The following is a 17787-nucleotide window of genomic DNA, read 5'->3' as shown; positions in this document are numbered from 1 at the left end:
CAANGAACAAAATNATCGATCCACATAAAACGAAGNNGAAGTNANNNNTNNTCTNAAGNNNCNTCATTTTTATTTTTTTGGTGTCCCCGACACCGGGGGGTTGTGGGTTTTGATTTTTCCCAGGAGAGGGGGGGGGGGGGGTAGTATGTGATCCCCAAAAACAGGAAAAAACACCAAAGGCCCGGGGGGGGGAAAAATATTTTTTCCACACTTTCCTCCCCCAAGGGGCTTCAAAAAAATTGGCCTTTTTTTTTTTGGGGGAAAAATTTCGGGCGTTTTTGGGGTTTGGGGATCTTTTTCACAAAATTCCAAATTTCCTTGTGGGTGGGCCCGAAATGGTTTGCCCTTTATTGGGGGTGGTTAATTTGTCAAAAATTTTTTGTTGCCCTTGTTCCCGCGGTTCGCTTAATGGAGTTGGGTGCGGGGTATTTTTTCCCTTCCCTGTTCCAAACTGCCAGCACCCGCTCATCCTGACACGGATTTTTGGAGGAAGTTCTCTTTTTATCTTTACTTCGCGTATGGATTTTTGATGGGAGCTACGTTTAGATTAAAGTTTCTGGGTAGTTGTTTGTCGATGAATCGGGTCACCCGCTTTCATTAATCGGGGTAGTTTAGGTATCCTCCAGATCTTGACAGCATATCGTGCCTTCCTAGGACAGTGTTAATGCTTGTCGTTGGCTGTTTGAGTTCTACTATGCGGGGATGATGATTTCCGAAGTAGCAGCAGTCATGATCGAGATTGATGGTAGATTGTTTTAGACGCTTTTTCTAATTTCCCACCCAGCGATTATGCGGGAAGAAGATTATCACATAAATTGTGTTTAATCTATCAGTATATCTGCAGATGCTGATGATGGGACTTCGGAGGTATTATTTGGCCACGCGTCGACTAGTCAGGGGGGGGGGGATATGGCGGCGAGCTTGGCGGTTATTTGACCCGGATTTAAAGTCTTGGCTAACCAAGTGCGATCGCCATTGGTTATGGCCACGCGTTGACTAGTCAGGGGGGGGGGGATATTGGGCAGAAATCTTTGATTTAACCTACAATGGTTTTAATTCCTGGGGATGGGCTTGGACATTTACTTGTTTGGTGAATCGAGGTTTATGTATCATTCCCAATCAGAACTTAATTTCTAATGTTGGTTTTGGTGCAGATGCCGCCCATACCACCTGGGAAGTTGATGAAATCGCCAATTTACCTACCCAATCAATTAGCTTTCCGCTGAAACACCCCACCGCCATCACCATCAACATGGAAGCTGAAACCGTTATTGATAAAATGCGGTTTACGGGTCGCAAATATATCAGAACCATGCGCGAAACAGCGATGGATTTAAGCCAGCAAGGACAGCACAAAAGGGCTTTAGAGATTTGGGAAAAATGTATTAAGTTGCGATCGGATTTAAGCGAGTTTTACTATCAAAAAGCCTGCTGCTTACAGAAAATAGGTGATTCTCAACAGGCGATACAATGCCTGCATCACTTATTAAAATCTCATCCAAACCACCAACCCGCCCAATCCTTATTAAATACCCTCATCAAAAAACCTCATAATTCGTCGCCATTAGCATCTAAAAATCAACAGCAGCAGCGTTTTTTGGTTTACACCATGGGACAAGTCGGTTCAACTTCGATTTCCACATCTTTAAAAAACTACACTTCACAAGTCTATGATATTCATTTCTTAGATGAAACTTATCTCCAAAACAATATGCACAAAGGGCATTGTGTGGATGGCTATTTTGTGTTCAAAAACTGGTTAGGAGAACCCTTAAAAATTATTTCCATGGTCAGAAATCCCATTGCTGTCAATGTTAGTGGCTTTTTTCAAAATCTCGATACATATTACCCCCATTTAAGCCAAGAAGAAATTCTACAGTTGAGTATGGAAGAACTGATTAATAAATTTTGGACATTAGACCTCAACTATCCCCTGATTTGGTTTGATAGAGAGTTCAATAAATGCTTAAATTTTGATATTTACAGCCAGCCTTTTTCGATGTTAGGATGGCAAACCTACTTACATGAATCTTACCATATTTTGATTATGCAAGCGGAACTAATGGATAGCCAAAAACAGGAGGTTATCCGAATGTTTACGGGTATCAGCAACTTGCAACTAGAAAACCAAAATATGAGTTCCCAGAAGTGGTATAGTAACCGATTTCAAGAGTTTCAGGAAAAACTGGTACTTCCCAAAGACTATTTAGACAAGATGTTAAGTTCCAAGTTTACCCGGCATTTTTATAGCCAGTCACAAATTCAGGAATTTTATAGAAGTTTTAACCACTGTAACTAACCCTAGCACGGGATAGTTATGGTATGTTTAAATAATTGAGTTGTGAATGACTAACTAAAAATTATCGTAGCCAAGTTTACTTAAAACAGTAGCATACTTGGAATTAAATCGAGCAATTAACTTTTTATCCAGATAGTCTTGATAGTTTCTTGATTTCTTTTTCCAGAAAAACTTACCTCCATCATTAGTGTGTTTTTGGCTAAATTCAATAGCTTTTTGGATTTCCTTGTCTGTCTTCTCAAACAAATCAGACAGCTTTTTGAGATGTTCAAATGTATTATCTAGTAAATCCTCATACTTTACAACTAAAGACATTTGATGATTTTCTGATAGTTCCAGCCATGTATTTACATGATTTAGCCATGTATTTGACATTTGATAAAAATTATCTATTTGCAGATTTTGCATAAATCTCTCTACATACCAATTAATTTTGCCATTTTGTTTAAGTTCTTCGGGAGAGTGCAAACGATGATCGTGAAAAAAATGCTGATGGCAACTTATATAAGAATAGTTGATCGCCGACATGAGAACGTCCAAGGGATGTCGATAAATATAAATAAAACCCACAGGATTGACTGTCTTTAAATCCGGAAATCCACAAGTATGGGTTTTGGCAAAAGCAACTCGACTACAACGGGAAAAATTGATTTCTGGAGCATCAAAAACATTCTTCTGATAATGCAAATCTGGAATGGTCTGACCTACTTTTTTCCTTACATCTTCTCGTTCCGATGCACCAAATAAAAGGTGAGCCAGAATATACCTCATCCAAGTATTTCCAGACTTGGGATATGAGGCTACCCAAAACATATTTTTGCTCGGCTTTGAGTCCGGCGATGAAGTAGCATCAAGACGACGTAAATTGTCTGGATTTGTGATAACTTTAGGAGTGGCAACGGTTGACTTGCGCTCAAGTTGATCGGCTTCAAGAGCATAATTTAAACTAGAGTGAAGGAGTTGTAAGCTGGGATTTATAGCTATTGCTTTCCGATAGTTAATAATCGCTGTTTCCCAGTCTTCTTGATGAGCAAAAGCCCTTCCCAAATTGAATCCCAGCAGTCAAGACTTCTACAGCCTCACCCCATCGCTCCGTTTCGAGCAACGCCAGGCTCAACTGTTGATGGCAAGGGCTCGCCGGTACGCGGCGATCGCGCCGTCCCAGTCCCACAACTGAGGCAAAGCATCCCCCAGATAATAGTGAGACCAAGATAAATCCGGCATTGACTCGACACCCAGGCGATACTAGGCAACAGCCTGTTCGAGCTGTCCTTCTCGTCGGAGTTGATTCGCTTTTTCTAGGTCGGAGTTGCCGATACTAGCCATAACAGGGGAAGAGTTGAACCCTAACGCGAGCTGCATATGATAATATTACACCGACCGGTTTTTTGCAAGAAAGAAATTTTTTACGAGTCAGAACACCAACATTAAAAGGGCGATCCGGCGGCTTCGCAAGTTCCCCAGATTGTATCAAAAATTCAAGTGTCTGTAATCACTAATTTTATCACATCCCCAACCATGACACAGCATTTTTTATAATTCATGTCATCTTTGAAAATTTTAACCGACAATGTTAAGGTGGGTTAGAACACGGTGAACTCTGAGAGACGGCATTCACGATCGCATCAATCGGAGCGGAAAATTTCACTTGATTGCGGGGAAGATTTTTGTATTTCTCATCCACTTCATTGATGACATAGGCATACTGATGTCCCAAGGTCAGACTCAATCGCCAAAAACAATTGTTCACGTAGTTTTCTGAAAAAATCTCAATTACCTTACAGCCAGAGGGTGCAAAACCCATATTTGTCAAACCCGCTCCGTGTTGAGCAACAATGACCTTGGCTCGGGCGAAGGTTTGAATTTGTTGTTCGTAAGAAAGACGACCCGCGACAACCTTGACAAATCCCAACGGTGCGAGAGCTTTATAAACTTCATCTTCATTCAACAGTTTTCGATTATTCGGCGAATCTTCCCGGCTGATCAATATTAATTCCGGAAAACGATCGCCTTTTTTATATGCATTTTTTTCGCCACTTTTTTTGAGACTATCAAACATAGATTTGACCAATTGAGACGGGGGAAATGATGAAGCGTACAGGTGGGAAGAATAAATTAAGGAGCGGCACAATAGCGTTGTTTGACCCACTTGTTCGACCCGTGAACAGTCGATACCCAAAACCTGCAAGCTTCGGGTTTGCCAGTGATTTAAATTGGATGAAATGACCCTCAATTTTCCCAAGTTTATTTTGTCTTTTAGGGAAAAAGCGATGGGCAAAATATTGACGTGCCAATGATAATAATTGACGTAAGTATATGAGGTTAAAAGAATGGTTGGCTCGTGGATAATTCGGGGTTTGATCGGTGTCTTTATCTGTAGCATTTCCGGCCCTGCGCGAGTAATTTGAGGTAAAGCAGACCAGTTAACCAAATACAGTGAATCCGGCCAATATTTGCTAAACTGAGAAATGACTAAGGAATCCCGAGGAAAGATTAAGCTCCAGGGTAAACGAACCCAATAAACGGGGTGCAGAGTATAAGATTGCTCCTCTGGGAAACATGAATCATAAGTAGAAGATGACGAAAAACAAGCCGCTTTGATGAGATTGCTGCCGGACTTGATCGCCAACTTTTCTGGCTCGGATGAGTTGACTTCCAAGAAATCAATGTTTTCGGAAATAGCCGATGAAAATATCAAGTTTTCGTCGTCTGTACGGGCGATTTCTGATGGATGAATCGGTGATAATTTAAGAACTTTTGATGGCTCGGCTAAAACTCGATTCAAACTGGACATAAAATAAGTCCCATTTGGCCGCAATTGGATGGCTCGCAGATAAGCAGCGATCGCCTTTTCCCAATGCTGTAACTCCTCGAAAGCTTCACCCAATTTTTGATGATACCAATGGAAACTAGGATCGTGGGCGATCGCCTTCTGATAAGCAGCAACAGCTTCCTCTACTTTCCCCTTCCTCAGTAACTCATTACCACGGTTAAAATCATTCATGACTGTATCACTCAAAATGTTAGAACTATTAATTCATCTCAAAAATTGACTAACCTGGATGATTTTAGGATCTCGATAGTATCCAGGTTGCCTGCTTAACTGTCACCGAAAATCCATTTCGCTGACAAAAATCATTGACCTTGTGCTGAACTGGAAATCCTTGGTTTGCTCCCCAATTCCAATCATCCCCGCATAAAATAGCATCAGGGAATAGCTGCCAACATACATTTATATTATCCAAGGTCTTGTTGCTATCAAAATAAATCAATTCCGGCTTCACTCCCAGATCGTGGAGTTCGTACAAAACTTGCGGGGAGTGACCTTTAGCTGGGATAAAGCGATCTCTATACTTTTTGACATTAGCTACAGCAGAAATATAGGGGCCATGTTGTCGTACAGATTGAATAAAACCCTGTATATCTTTAATTTTTCTAAAGCAGCCTTTAAAAGCAGGTTTGGCATTATAGTATTCCAAGATAGAAGCAAAGTCATCATCCCAGCTATCCACGCCAATAACTGTCAAATTTTGTGTTTTTTCCAACCATTGAAGGGAGGAACCACATAAAAAGCAGCCTATCTCCAGCATTAAATTAATATTCTGTTTCCGGATTTTATCAAAAATAATCTCACGACCAGTTCCAAATAGTTCAAAACAATATGAATCAACTTTATAAACATTAGGAAAAGCATATTTTTGCCTCACCCTATTGAGTTTTTCATAGCCTTCTATATGTTTTTTTTGATTGACTAGAAAAATATTAAAAGGCAATCCATCTAGTTGATAAGGTCGGTTCTGACACGATTTCTTCCAAAATTTATCATAAGCCTTACCAGACATATGAAATACATCTTGATTCTGGTGATTATCAATTACATATTGCGGGTCAAATCCATACTGCTGAATAATATACTTAGCCATTCTGCGATTATCAAGATTAGCAGGTTTGTTAGTAGGAAAGCGGCAATCAATGCAATGAACACTATAGCCACCCGGCTTTAATAACCTGTCGATGTCATCAACAATATTTTTTAAAAGGCGATCGTCTTCGTTGATATGTTCCAAAACTGAAATGGAAAAAACCAGATCAAAATACCCATCTGGTAACCGTGGATCAAAAGTTCCAATATATGCAGGTATAACCTTATAATCCTGGGTTGAGACTATCTCTTTAGGTCCATTACCTATACCCTCAAACTTATCGAGATTCCAACCTTCTATTTTATCTTTAAAAAAGGATAGAATCCGGGAATAAGCACCGCCAATTTCTAAGACTTTGGCTCCGGGGGGTATGTGTTTCTTAATAAAATCGCACATACACAAATCCTGGAGTAGCTTGAGATTGCTATTCATAAAATCCTGTTCTGAGTAACCTTGCATTTTTTCTCGCAAAGCCACAAAATCAGGATTTTCTTGATACCAGGTGATCAGTTCAGTTTGAGTTGTCAAAGTGTACTCTTTCATAAAACTTGTATTGATATTAATATGTCAATTCAGAATCTATTGTTGCTCACGTTCCGACCAATAGGTTTTGAGCTTTTCTAACTTAGCGATCGCCTCTTGATACTTTCCAGAGGAATCCTCCAAGGCGGTCATCATATCCTGTAATTGCTGACGATACTGTTTAACAACTTCCTGAGTCCTTGGTTGACCTTGACATCCTTTATCCTCATCAGTGGCAAGTCCTACCCCTGAAAATTTTTTATCAAAGAAGCTCTTAATATTATGAAATGTATCGGAATTTAAAAACTCTTCAGGCATAGTGAATTGCCGGAAATAATCCTCCGTTGGATATACCGTAAATTCAGGATCTAAAAACTCTTCAATTATCTGGTCGTAAGATTCCCATAGATTGCGATTTTTAGAATCTAAATTAGTCACTAAAAGTAAACCCGTCGGTTGAGTCTGAAGCAAGGATAGTTTTAAATCTGGACGATATTTTTTGAGACAATAATAGATTTTCCAAATATCTCCTGTCCAAGCTCCCCCCGTCTGTTTTCTCTCAGCTTCTTTGGCATTGCGAGGACGAACATCATCAAAAATTACAACACTCTCCGACTCACAGTAGGTTTCTATATTTCTGAAGTCTCTAAGAGCATATTCAAAAAGATGTAAACCATCTATAAAAGACAACTGGCAACTTTGATTATTAAATTCACTTCGTAAATTATAATTTTGAAAAAAATCATCGCTTGTACAACGAAACAATTTCACAAAAGACGGGATTTCTACATTAATCGTAAAATTGGGATCAATGCCAATAGACATCGCCTTAGATAAGCCCAGGGCTGCTCCTTGTCTAATGCCTATTTCAACATAATACTTAGGCTTTAATCGATTGTGAATTGCTGATAAAAATTCCTTATAGTGCATGGTTTTTTCCTTAGTAATTAAATCAATTCCAAAAATCCGGTTGGGACAAGATTCCGAAGCTAAAGCTAACTTATTGTTTTGCCTTAAACTATGATTGGCTAAGTTGCTCGTGTGTATAACACTACACCACATAGGAGTATGTGTCCTAATATACAAATTTTTTTGCGCCACCTTGTGAAATACGGTATGCATTTGATCATAGACACATTTAAACTCATTAGGTGTCTGATTTTTGTGGCATAATGTAATAAAGGGATTCTCGGGATAAGACGAATAATAAAATAAACCTGTTTCGGAATCATAATTGGCACCTCCTGGAAAACTAATTAGTAGCTGATAAGTATTTTTTTCCAAAACCACAGAATTGATTTTATCAAAGAAATCCTTAGATATCATATCATCTGTATCGAGGCGAGTGGTCCTGACTTCGCTGGGAAAATTTTCGACACCATATGTGTTCAGCAAATACTCTAAAATGGATACTCGAAGATTTTACTGATATTGCACAAGCTGACATTTTTCTCCGGCAATCAAGTCAGAAAGTTGAGAAAAAGTTCCCTGATCTAATTTGTCTTTGTCAACTAACAAAATCCACTGATCTGGCTTAGTATTTAAATTCTGATAGCTTTTAAAAGTATATCGTGCAAATAAATCTAGTCTAGTATGGAGCCAACTCAAATATTCTTCTCTAGTTTTATTCTCCCAGACTGGATGTGGACAATTAAAACGTGACACTAATAACGTTACTTTTTCCTTTTTCATGAACTTTCTGAGAATTGTGGGAAATTTTTAGATGGAATAAAATTTTCCATAAGTTAACTTTAACATACTTAACTATTCTTAAATTCATTAAACAATCCTATGATATCATAAATAAAACACTCCACACCATATCTATCCCAAAGAACTTCTAAAGTCTCTTTCTTTTGGTCAAGAGATTTTTTGTCTTTATTTAATAGCTCCAAACGGTCTGGTAAAGCCTTAATTTCATGAGATTTCTCTGGACAGATAACGACAGCAGATTCCCATAAAGCTAAATCACCAGGGGGAAGATAGGTGTCGGATAGGACAACGGGAATTGAACCATAGCCAATACTTTCCCATAACCGAATCGAGTTAGGGCCTGAACCAGATGGACATAGCGAAAAAACCGATTGCTTGAGAAGTTCTTTAAACTCGAAGGTATGGGATTTATCAATTAAATTTTTCTCATAAGTAACTGTTTTTTTGATTTGGTATTCATACACAATGTCTCGATAATGCCAGACATCACGGGAGCGAATTACCCCTCTTTTATCATTACTCAAATGTTTAATAATCTGATTTCTAGAATCTGTTAAGTAATAAATCGGAGATTTGGAGCCAACAAAACAGAATAATAATTTTCTAAATACACCTCTTAATTTTTGGGGAGATAGGTCACAAGCCTGAGCAGGGAATAGGGGGAATGGGTGAATTTTGATTTCTGGAAACTCTGTCAAATGGGGCTGGTCTTTAATGGCATGAGACCAAAATATATTAGTAATACCAACTTGCTCAAATAAGTATTGATAGTCAAGCATTTTGATATGCTGACATACTGTGACGACTTTACTAAATTTTTGGAGATAGGGTTTATATCTTTCCAGGACGAGCAAAAGATGTTTGGTCATTTCGGGTTTATGTAAGAATTGATCAATTAAGGTAGCCCAAGGAAAACCAAAATATACAATCGATCGCTCATAACCATGAAGATATTTTTTCGCCATTTTGTAGGCGTGCTTTTCAGTAATGGCGGGATACTGCCATAAACCATCATATCCAATCACATTGGACTCAAGAAATTTCTGTTGATTGCTAATATAACGACAAATATCTCGAAAAGGAAGGGCAGGTCTGAGGTGAAGTACAGAGGCAGATTTAAGATCCTCAGTAATGGCGGCTGGGTCAAATACTGTTTCCGGCATTAACTCGGTGGTACCAGCCTTATTAATCACTTTATTTAATTGATATGTTTGTTGACGATATATTTTTAGATATTCTTGGAGTTCCTGAGATTTAAAATATGGAGAATGTTCACGTTTTTTCTCATCAAGCACCCAGCAAGAGTCATCTTTTAGATATTGAATAACCCATTCCGTGGCCGTGTCATAGGCTTTCCAAGGTGCTTTCTTGGCTACTTCAATCACTAGACGTTCCCATAACTCCAAAAAACGCTTAAATAAAGGATTAGCTAAACCATAGACGGCATTACCATTTAGATGATTAACTTGTTCGGGTTTGAGCGGTGAAACTCCGGAATATTTGGAACCAATTACTAGCGCATCTTTGAGGTTATAAATATCTTTATTTATGAAATCAACCCACATATTTTTTAAGGGGATTGTATCAACTTCCTGCAACAAAACACCTGTGTATTTTGTTTCGGAGTCCAGGAGTTTCTGCATACTCCTAAAAAATTGTAAATTGGGTCCGGTCTTTAATCCATAAGCTGGTAAAACCATGGTAGAAATATCTTTAGGAATATCTCTGATATAGATAGATTCAAAGTCTTGGAGTTCACAAGCAATAAACTTAACTTCCTTGATGCAGGGTTGGGCTGGGGAGTTATTTATGGCTTCTTGGACTATCTTAACATCTTTCTCATTCCAAGTTTGGTCAATGGAGATGACAAATGTTAAAGATTTTTCGTCTTGGGTAGGTAAGAGGATGTTTTCAAAATAACTAATCAAGTCTTCTAATTCTTTTTTAATAACTGGAAATAGTAAGCAGTCAACTTGAGGATGATATGTTTGATGAGTCTTCGGCGATGAAGTGGCTGCTTTACTCCCAGAGTTTTTTCTTTCTTTTTCCCATGTCTCTAAGGACTTGTTGAGTTGGACTTGTTTGATTTGAGAGAAATCAACTGCCCATAATTCAAAATCTAACTTAGAATACTTTAATATACTGGGGCTAGGATGTACATAAGCAACTGTCCCAAGAACTGATGTATCCTTTTTTTTATCATAGGTTCTTGAGTCTGTTTCCTGAACATGGAAGGTTTTAATATCAAGGCAAGGGTTATAGACTTTGGCACCATAAATAGAGAATAAATAAGCTATTTTATTATCACAGCGAGGCACTCCTAAAGGTATTTTTAAGGTATTTTTAAGTGCGGGGGTCAATAATTTATTTTTGCCAAAAATAGCCCAAACATCTTGAGACCAATGGGGGTTTTTATGTAATGTTTTTGATGAACCTTGGTGTTCGTAACGACTAATGGTTACAAAGGCTTTCTGGTTAGCAGAAAATATTTCTCTCAGCCGTGAAACCGACTCATCAAAGTAGATATCAGTGTTGGCGAGAACTGAAATTTGATCAGGATATTTTTCTTGAGTTAATTCTACCCAGTTTAGATAAGTAGGCCTTGATGGTAGATTCAGGATTTCAATTTTGGGACTTGTTAATTCTGGCTGATGACCATCATCAACCATTAAGACGATGTTGGCAATTTCAGCACATTCTATATTTCTTTGCAGGCAATAAATTAGTTCCTGTTGTCTTTCGGGCTGTTTTGCCTTATAATAAGGTGTGAATAATACTATTTGATACGGTTGGGTTAACTGCTGTGCTGCAAAGGTTTTGGCTGGCTTTTGAACAGTGGGCGGAACTTTGGTAGATGGCTGCAAAGATACTGGTGGCTGAACCAGATGAGTTGTGACTTGAGGCTGATTAACTACGGGGGAAGATGTTGCTAAATTGGGGCTAATTCCGGCGGCTTTTTTATGAGCGTTTTCGGCTTCGTCAACCCGTCCCACCTGCCGCAAAACCCGGCTTAAATTCACATAAGACCACGCCGCCTCTGGCTTCAATTCTACCGCGCGCCGATAAGCAGCGATCGCCTCATCAAAACGTCCTAACTTCTCCAGCGCCTCCCCCAAATTTTGGTAAGCCAAGTAAAAGTCCCGGTTTTGACCGATCGCTTTTTGATAAGCAGCGATCGCCTCCTCCAGTTGGCCATTACGGAGAAACTCATTACCTCGGCTAAAATCGCTTGCTGACATATCAAATGGGTATAAGAGACAGGGAACAGGTTTTGACACACTAGATTGTAATGTAGATCCGCGCACCTGAAAAGTTCCCGAACCGAAAAATATTGTACACCCCCACCCCAAGTCACAAACCATATCCCTTGTGTAAGTCCCATAGCTGCTACCATTGAGCGTATAGATACCCCAGTCGCGTTTATTGAGAAAACAAGTTTGTCGATCGCTAAAAGGACTTAATTGATTGAATATTTTGATTGTTGGTGCTAGTGGTGGTATTGGCTATGGGTTTGTCGAGATCTTGTTACAAGACCCAGCAATTGACAGGGTTTATGGGACTTATCGGCGTTGGGAGTCCGCCCAAGACTTGTTAAACTTGGCCAGTCGGTATCCCCAGCGTCTCGTCTGTCTGTCCATGGATATTACCCAAGAATCTGATCTAGTCGTCGCTTTGGAAACCATTAGCCATCAAACCAGAGAATTAGACCTCGTGGTTAATTGTATCGGGATATTGCATCGTGTAGGGTTGCAACCCGAGAAGAGTTTGCGACAAATTAATAGCGATCGCCTCATCGAGTATTTCCAGGTTAATAGTATTGGCGCAGTATTGTTAGCCAAACATCTGTTACCCTTTTTCAGTAGCCCGCGCCGCCATGTTTTCGCCACAATTTCCGCCAAATTAGGCAGTATTGGCGATAATTATTTAGGTGGGTGGTATGGTTATCGCGCCTCCAAAGCCGCTTTAAATATGTTAATGCGAACCGTTGCGATCGAATATTCCCGCAAAAGTCCCCAAACCATTGTCGTCATACTACACCCAGGGACCACAGACACACAGCTTTCCCAACCCTTTCAAAAAAATGTCGCACCCAAAAACCTATTTTCAGTTAATCGAACTGTACAACAACTCTTAGACGTGATTAACCGCCTAGAAATCAGTGATAGTGGTCAGTTTCTGTCCTGGGATGGGACAAATTTACCCTGGTAGTAACCGAAAAACCTATAACAATTATGTTAAACTCGCTTAATTCAGTAGTGAAGTATTCATTCTATAATGAATCGATCTCACTCAACTTCAAAATAATAGTTTTAGAATTTGGTATCCCCCTGTGATTGGAATATCCCTCCCGGAATACCTGGCGACTACGGCTGCAGTTGCACCTTTGTTAGGAAATGTCTGGATAGATTTGCTGATTTTGCTGTTCATGTTGGTATTATCGGCATTTTTTGCTGGTTCAGAAACAGCTATCACAGCCTTAGATAATCTCAAGTTGCGGGCGCTAATTCGAGAACAAGGTGATCCCAATCGGATGTTTACCCTGGTTTTGGAGAAACGGGCGCGATTTATTACTACTCTTTTGGTCGGCAATAATTTAGTTAATAACTTCTCCGCAATTCTCACCAGTAATTTATTTGCTATTTGGTTAGGTAATGCCGGGTTAGGAATTGCTACCGCTGTCGTCACCTTTTTGCTGTTGGTCTTTGGAGAAATTACCCCCAAATCTTTGGCCATCATCAACGTTCTACCTATTTTTAAGGCAGTTATTCGTCCCATTTACTTGCTGTCTATTCTCCTGTCTCCGGTTATTTATCTATTTGAAACGATCGCCCAAAGTATTATCCGGTTAGTCAACCGGGGCGCTGTACAACCCGGTTTGTCCGTCCAGGAACTACGGTTAATGATTGAGATTTTAGGGGGTCGCGGTCAACTCGACTGGCAAAAACATCAACTGTTAAATAAAACCCTGGTCATGGATTATCTCATGGCGCGGGAGGTCGTGAAACCCCGTATTGATATGCGGACTATTTCCCATCAGGCGACGGTCGTTCAGGTCATAGATTTGTGTTTGGAAACTGGTTATTCTCGTATTCCCGTCCAGGGAGAATCAAAAGATGAAATTGTCGGGATTGTGCATTTGAAGCGGGCGCTACAACTGATGCGCTCAATTAGTGCTGATAGCCCGCCGCCATCCGTCACAGAAGCCATGATTCCCCCGGTTTATGTACCGGAGACCAAAAGGGTGGGTAGCTTGCTTACAGAGATGTTACAGCAGCGCTTACACATGGCGATCGTTGTTGATGAATATGGGGGGACAGTTGGCTTGGTCACTTTGGAGGACATTTTAGAGGAGTTGGTCGGGGAAATTTACGACGAAAGTGATTTTCCCAGTCGGATGGCCCGCAATAAACCTATGAATTCTTCCCCCTCCCGTTCCGGGTCCTCTGGCTTACCCTGGATTAAACATTGACCAGTTATCTGGCCATTAATTCGGGTTTCAGGAAAGCGAAAGTTATTTTTGGTATTCGCTCAAACCCTTGACAGGTAAGGGTTTTGGGATTTACAAAAAAAAGTTTTCCCAAACACTAGCTTTTTTTGAGATTTGTGATACCATTATAAATTGTTGAATAAATGGGTCGGTGCCCGAGTGGTTAATGGGGGCGGACTGTAAATCCGCTGGCTACGCCTACGCTGGTTCAAATCCAGCCCGGCCCACTTGCCCTTGTAGCTCAGTGGTAGAGCACACCCTTGGTAAGGGTGAGGTCACGAGTTCAATCCTCGTCAAGGGCTTATTATTGCTTAATATTTCCGTGGACGCAAGCCATACCTTGTCTATGCCATGGTAAAACTATGATACACTGGTCACGGGTGAATCTACAGAATTGGTATTGACAAGTATCCTGGGTTATAATTATAGTTAATGAAAATACTGTTGATTGGGAATTACCTACCAGATGCTCAACAAAGTATGCAGCGCTTTTCGGCTGTCATGGAGAGCGAGTTAAAAAAAGCAGGTCATGACGTGCGCTTACTGCGTCCCGAAGCCAAGCTAGGACAACTTAAACCCGGCGGTAGTGGTGTAGGAAAATGGTTAGGATATATCGATAAGTTTATCATGTTTCCCCCTACATTAAAAGAACACTTAGCCTGGGCTGATGTTGCTCATATTTGCGACCATTCCAATGGATTTTATACCCGCTACTTACAAAAAATCCCCCATATTGTTACCTGTAATGATTTACTAGCCGTCCGTTCAGCTTTAGGAGAAATCCCCGAAAATCCCACCCGGTGGACAGGTCGGCAACTTCAACAAATCATTCTGAAAGGGTTAAATCAAGCTCAACGAGTAGCCTGTATTTCGGAAAAAACCAGAGAGGATTTACTGAGGATTAGCGAACTAGAACCCCAGGCGGCAACTACTATTTATATGGGGTTAAATTACCCTTATCGCCCCATGTCAGAAACTGAATATAAACCCAGGCTGGCAAAATTAAAAGTTCCCGAAAATAGTTCTTTTATTCTCCATGTAGGTGGTAATCAATGGTATAAAAATAGGTCAGGAGTTGTCAAAATCTTTGCCCATCTTCAACAAAAACTGGCCAAGGGCGATATTTATTTAGTGATGGCGGGAGCCCCCTTTACTGAAGAATTACAACAACTGATCACAAACTATGAATTAGAACCATTAGTTATTCCCTGTGTTAATATCGATAATGAAGACCTCCGCGCTTTATACTCGGCGGCGATCGCTTTACTATTTCCATCCCTTCAAGAAGGGTTTGGCTGGCCGATTATTGAAGCCCAAGCCTGTGGCTGTCCGGTGTTTACATCCCATATACCTCCTATGACGGAAGTGGGGGGAGAGGTAGCGATTTATATTGACCCTAAGAATCCCCAAGAATCAGCCACTAAAATTCTGGATTCCCTCAATATAATTAAGCCAGACCCCCAACCATTATTTGATAATGCCAAAAGATTTACTACGGAGAAAATGATTAATGAATATATAGGTTTGTATGAACAAGCGATCGCCGCTTCCGGAAAACTTGGGTAAAACTAATGTGGAAAAATTCACCAAATCACCTATAAAATTATGGCAAAAGTTTTACATATTATTCCTTCAGTGAGTCCCATTAGAGGCGGGACTAGCGTTGCTGTGATCGAGATTGTTCAGGCGCTAAGAAATTGTCAGGTAGAGGCGGAAATTCTCACCACTAATGATAGCGGTCCGGGAGTGTTAGAGATTCCCTGTGGTGAGTTTATAGATTATCAGGATGTACCAGTTTTATTTTTCCCGAGATGGTCTCCCTCCGTTCAAGCCTTGTCTGAATATGCGATTTCTCGGAAACTTATGCAGTGGCTAAATACCCATATTAAGGGTTATGATTTAGTGCATATTCACTCCCTATTCTCCTATGTTTGTACATTTGGGGCGAGGAAGGCGCGACAGAAATCAATCCCCTATGTGATTAGTCCTCACGGTCATTTTTCCCCCTGGGTGATTAATCAAAAGCGGCTGAAAAAAAATATCTATAATTTCCTGTTGGAAAATGCCAACTTAAAAAAAGCGTCTCTGATTCATTGTACCACTAGGTTAGAACAAAAATATGTGGGTGATTTTGGTATTGATGCACCCACGGTTAATATACCTTTAGGAATTCATTTCCCGACGGCTTATCCTAACGCTAAAATAGCCCTGCGTGACAAATATAATATTTCGGTTGGTATCGAAACTCCGATTATTTTGTTTCTGTCCAGGATTCACCCCAAAAAACAACTTGATTTTTTGCTGAAAGTTTTGGCTAATATCCAGGAAGAAAATAACTTTCATTTGGTGATTGGAGGGAGTGGAGAACCTGCTTATTGTCAATATATTGAGGGAATAATCAGCAGCCTGGGATTAGGGGAAAAAGTGACATTTACAGGTTTTGTTAGCGGTGAGGATAAACAACTTTTACTCTATGGCTGTGATTTCTTAGCATTACCATCTTTGGGGGAAAACTTTGGTATTGCGGTGGCTGAAGCTATGGCGGCTGGATTACCTGTAGTGATTACCCCGGAAGTTGAGATCGCGGTAGATGTAATTGAAGAAAATGCTGGTTTGGTTGTACCGGGAACCCTAGACCAGTGGGAAAGTGCTTTAAAGCAGTTAATTAATACACCGGATATCAGGCGAGAAATGGGTAATAATGGACAAAACTTATCTCGACAGCGCTATAATTGGAATGTGATTGGTCCTCAGTTTGTGGAGGCTTACAATTCGATTTGTCAGCCCTAAAATCGGGAAGGCGATCGCTTTATACTTAATCAGTAACTATTGGATGTTATCAAAACTATGAATCTTCCTAAAGTATCTGTAATTATTCCCACCTATGGACGCGAAGAATTATTGCGGAATAGTTTATCTGATGTGATGAATAATGATTACCCCGATTTAGAAATTTTGGTGGTTGACCAAACGAAAAACCATGAACCGGAAACTCAAGAGTATTTAGAAAAGTTTTCCAAATCCGGTAAAATTTCCTGGTTTAAACTGGACTGGGCTAGTTTACCGGGGGCGAGAAATTATGGGGTGCGACGCGCTACGGGAGACATTGTAATCTTTATTGATGATGATGTTACACTTGAGACGAGTTTCGTCATGTATCATGTTCGCAACTATCTTGATCATCCTGAAATTGGCGCGGTAGCGGGTCGGGTATTAACCCCAGAACATTTACAGGGAACCCACAAACAACCGACTTTTGATTATCTACCACCAGAGGCGAGTGATCCGGGTATTGCTTGGTATTATTTGGATGTGGTTAATACTATGAAACCTCAAAAAATTATTAGTGGTCGGGGGTGTAATATGTCTTTTAGGCGATCGCTTTTTACTGACCATGGAATTTGGTTTGATGAACGATTTAGGGGTAGCGCGGTTCGTGAGGAGTCGGATTTTTTCTTGGATATCCGAAAAACTGATTATCAGATTTGGTATGACCCAGAAGCTGTTTTAGTGCATATTGGGGAACCCACCGGAGGCTGTCATGATATTAGTACCCGGTCTTTAGAGTACCAAATTACCCATTATCATAATCATTTTTTGATGGCATTTAAGCATTTAACCTGGAAACAATCCCTACATTTATATATCCGTTTATTTGACTGTCATGTTCTCGGACATCCCCCTTGTAACAAAAGTGGCGGGTTTACTAAGATTATAGCGAGGGGGATTTTCTATTTCTGGGGATTTTTTCGTGCCATTTGGACTCAAATACAAGGACTGTGGAATGATGGACAGATTTACACGCGCCAAGACCCCCAAGCTATGTCTGGGGTTAATTAAGA

At 40.2% G+C, this 17787-nt stretch carries 12 protein-coding genes and 2 tRNA genes; 8 read left to right on the top strand and 6 right to left on the bottom strand.

The annotated features are described in order from the left end of the window. Window positions 1–1090 precede the first annotated feature (1090 nt). A complete protein-coding gene (locus XZ46_RS27650; protein ID WP_228116634.1) occupies window positions 1091–2299 on the top strand; it encodes a putative capsular polysaccharide synthesis family protein in 1209 nt (402 codons plus the stop codon). Window positions 2300–2353: 54 nt separating this feature from the next. Here the strand turns inward: XZ46_RS27650 and XZ46_RS27645 are convergent, their stop codons facing one another. From XZ46_RS27645 to XZ46_RS27620, 6 genes are all read right to left on the bottom strand, one after another. After that, the gene (locus tag XZ46_RS27645) at window positions 2354–3346 is read right to left on the bottom strand and encodes a sulfotransferase domain-containing protein (RefSeq protein WP_048895343.1); all 993 of its coding nucleotides are present in this window, start codon (window positions 3344–3346) and stop codon (window positions 2354–2356) included. 526 nt (window positions 3347–3872) lie between these two features. Continuing rightward, window positions 3873–5303 (bottom strand): glycosyltransferase family 61 protein, encoded by a 1431-nt coding sequence (locus tag XZ46_RS27640; RefSeq protein WP_008056495.1) that lies wholly within the window; start codon window positions 5301–5303, stop codon window positions 3873–3875. Between the two features lie 64 nt (window positions 5304–5367). Further along, window positions 5368–6699 (bottom strand): class I SAM-dependent methyltransferase, encoded by a 1332-nt coding sequence (locus XZ46_RS27635; RefSeq protein WP_157234576.1) that lies wholly within the window; start codon window positions 6697–6699, stop codon window positions 5368–5370. Window positions 6700–6801: 102 nt separating this feature from the next. Further along, the gene (locus XZ46_RS27630) at window positions 6802–8070 is read right to left on the bottom strand and encodes a class I SAM-dependent methyltransferase (RefSeq protein ID WP_157883468.1); all 1269 of its coding nucleotides are present in this window, start codon (window positions 8068–8070) and stop codon (window positions 6802–6804) included. A 96-nt stretch (window positions 8071–8166) separates the two neighbouring features. After that, window positions 8167–8436 carry a hypothetical protein gene (locus tag XZ46_RS27625; protein WP_008056498.1) on the bottom strand — a complete coding sequence of 90 codons (270 nt, stop codon included), beginning with the start codon at window positions 8434–8436 and terminating at the stop codon, window positions 8167–8169. Window positions 8437–8504: 68 nt separating this feature from the next. Further along, a complete protein-coding gene (locus XZ46_RS27620; protein WP_008056502.1) occupies window positions 8505–11696 on the bottom strand; it encodes a tetratricopeptide repeat protein in 3192 nt (1063 codons plus the stop codon). Window positions 11697–11922: 226 nt separating this feature from the next. Here XZ46_RS27620 and XZ46_RS27615 point away from each other — a divergent pair, with 226 nt between their 5' ends. The 7 genes from XZ46_RS27615 (at window position 11923) to hpsN (ending at window position 17785) form a co-directional block, all read left to right on the top strand. Beyond that, on the top strand, window positions 11923–12666 hold the full coding sequence (locus XZ46_RS27615) for an SDR family NAD(P)-dependent oxidoreductase (RefSeq protein WP_008056504.1): 744 nt from the start codon (window positions 11923–11925) through the stop codon (window positions 12664–12666). 121 nt (window positions 12667–12787) lie between these two features. Then, window positions 12788–13927 carry a hemolysin family protein gene (locus tag XZ46_RS27610; protein ID WP_008056506.1) on the top strand — a complete coding sequence of 380 codons (1140 nt, stop codon included), beginning with the start codon at window positions 12788–12790 and terminating at the stop codon, window positions 13925–13927. Window positions 13928–14090: 163 nt separating this feature from the next. Further along, window positions 14091–14172, top strand: a tRNA-Tyr gene (locus tag XZ46_RS27605). A gap of 3 nt (window positions 14173–14175) precedes the next feature. After that, window positions 14176–14247: transfer RNA gene (locus XZ46_RS27600), tRNA-Thr, on the top strand. A 130-nt stretch (window positions 14248–14377) separates the two neighbouring features. Continuing rightward, on the top strand, window positions 14378–15511 hold the full coding sequence (locus tag XZ46_RS27595; RefSeq protein WP_006670492.1) for a glycosyltransferase family 4 protein: 1134 nt from the start codon (window positions 14378–14380) through the stop codon (window positions 15509–15511). A gap of 39 nt (window positions 15512–15550) precedes the next feature. Next, window positions 15551–16735, top strand: a complete 1185-nt coding sequence (locus XZ46_RS27590) for a glycosyltransferase (protein ID WP_008056509.1) — start codon at window positions 15551–15553, stop codon at window positions 16733–16735. A gap of 57 nt (window positions 16736–16792) precedes the next feature. Beyond that, the gene (gene hpsN / locus XZ46_RS27585; protein ID WP_008056511.1) at window positions 16793–17785 is read left to right on the top strand and encodes a hormogonium polysaccharide biosynthesis glycosyltransferase HpsN; all 993 of its coding nucleotides are present in this window, start codon (window positions 16793–16795) and stop codon (window positions 17783–17785) included. The last annotated feature ends 2 nt before the right edge of the window (window positions 17786–17787 follow it).

It is taken from the genome of Limnospira indica PCC 8005, from assembly GCF_000973065.1.
GTDB classification, from domain to species: domain Bacteria; phylum Cyanobacteriota; class Cyanobacteriia; order Cyanobacteriales; family Microcoleaceae; genus Limnospira; species Limnospira fusiformis.
The sequence above is the reverse complement of the archived record's forward strand: the minus strand, read 5'-3'. Positions and strand labels throughout refer to the sequence as shown.

Coding starts and splice junctions, on each gene's coding strand:
- XZ46_RS27640 (WP_008056495.1), bottom strand. CDS start 5,303: ATGAATGATTTTAACCGTGGTAATGAGTTACTGAGGAAGGGGAAAGTA.
- XZ46_RS27630 (WP_157883468.1), bottom strand. CDS start 8,070: ATGATATCTAAGGATTTCTTTGATAAAATCAATTCTGTGGTTTTGGAA.
- XZ46_RS27625 (WP_008056498.1), bottom strand. CDS start 8,436: ATGAAAAAGGAAAAAGTAACGTTATTAGTGTCACGTTTTAATTGTCCA.
- XZ46_RS27620 (WP_008056502.1), bottom strand. CDS start 11,696: ATGTCAGCAAGCGATTTTAGCCGAGGTAATGAGTTTCTCCGTAATGGC.
- XZ46_RS27595 (WP_006670492.1), top strand. CDS start 14,378: ATGAAAATACTGTTGATTGGGAATTACCTACCAGATGCTCAACAAAGT.
- XZ46_RS27590 (WP_008056509.1), top strand. CDS start 15,551: ATGGCAAAAGTTTTACATATTATTCCTTCAGTGAGTCCCATTAGAGGC.
- hpsN (WP_008056511.1), top strand. CDS start 16,793: ATGAATCTTCCTAAAGTATCTGTAATTATTCCCACCTATGGACGCGAA.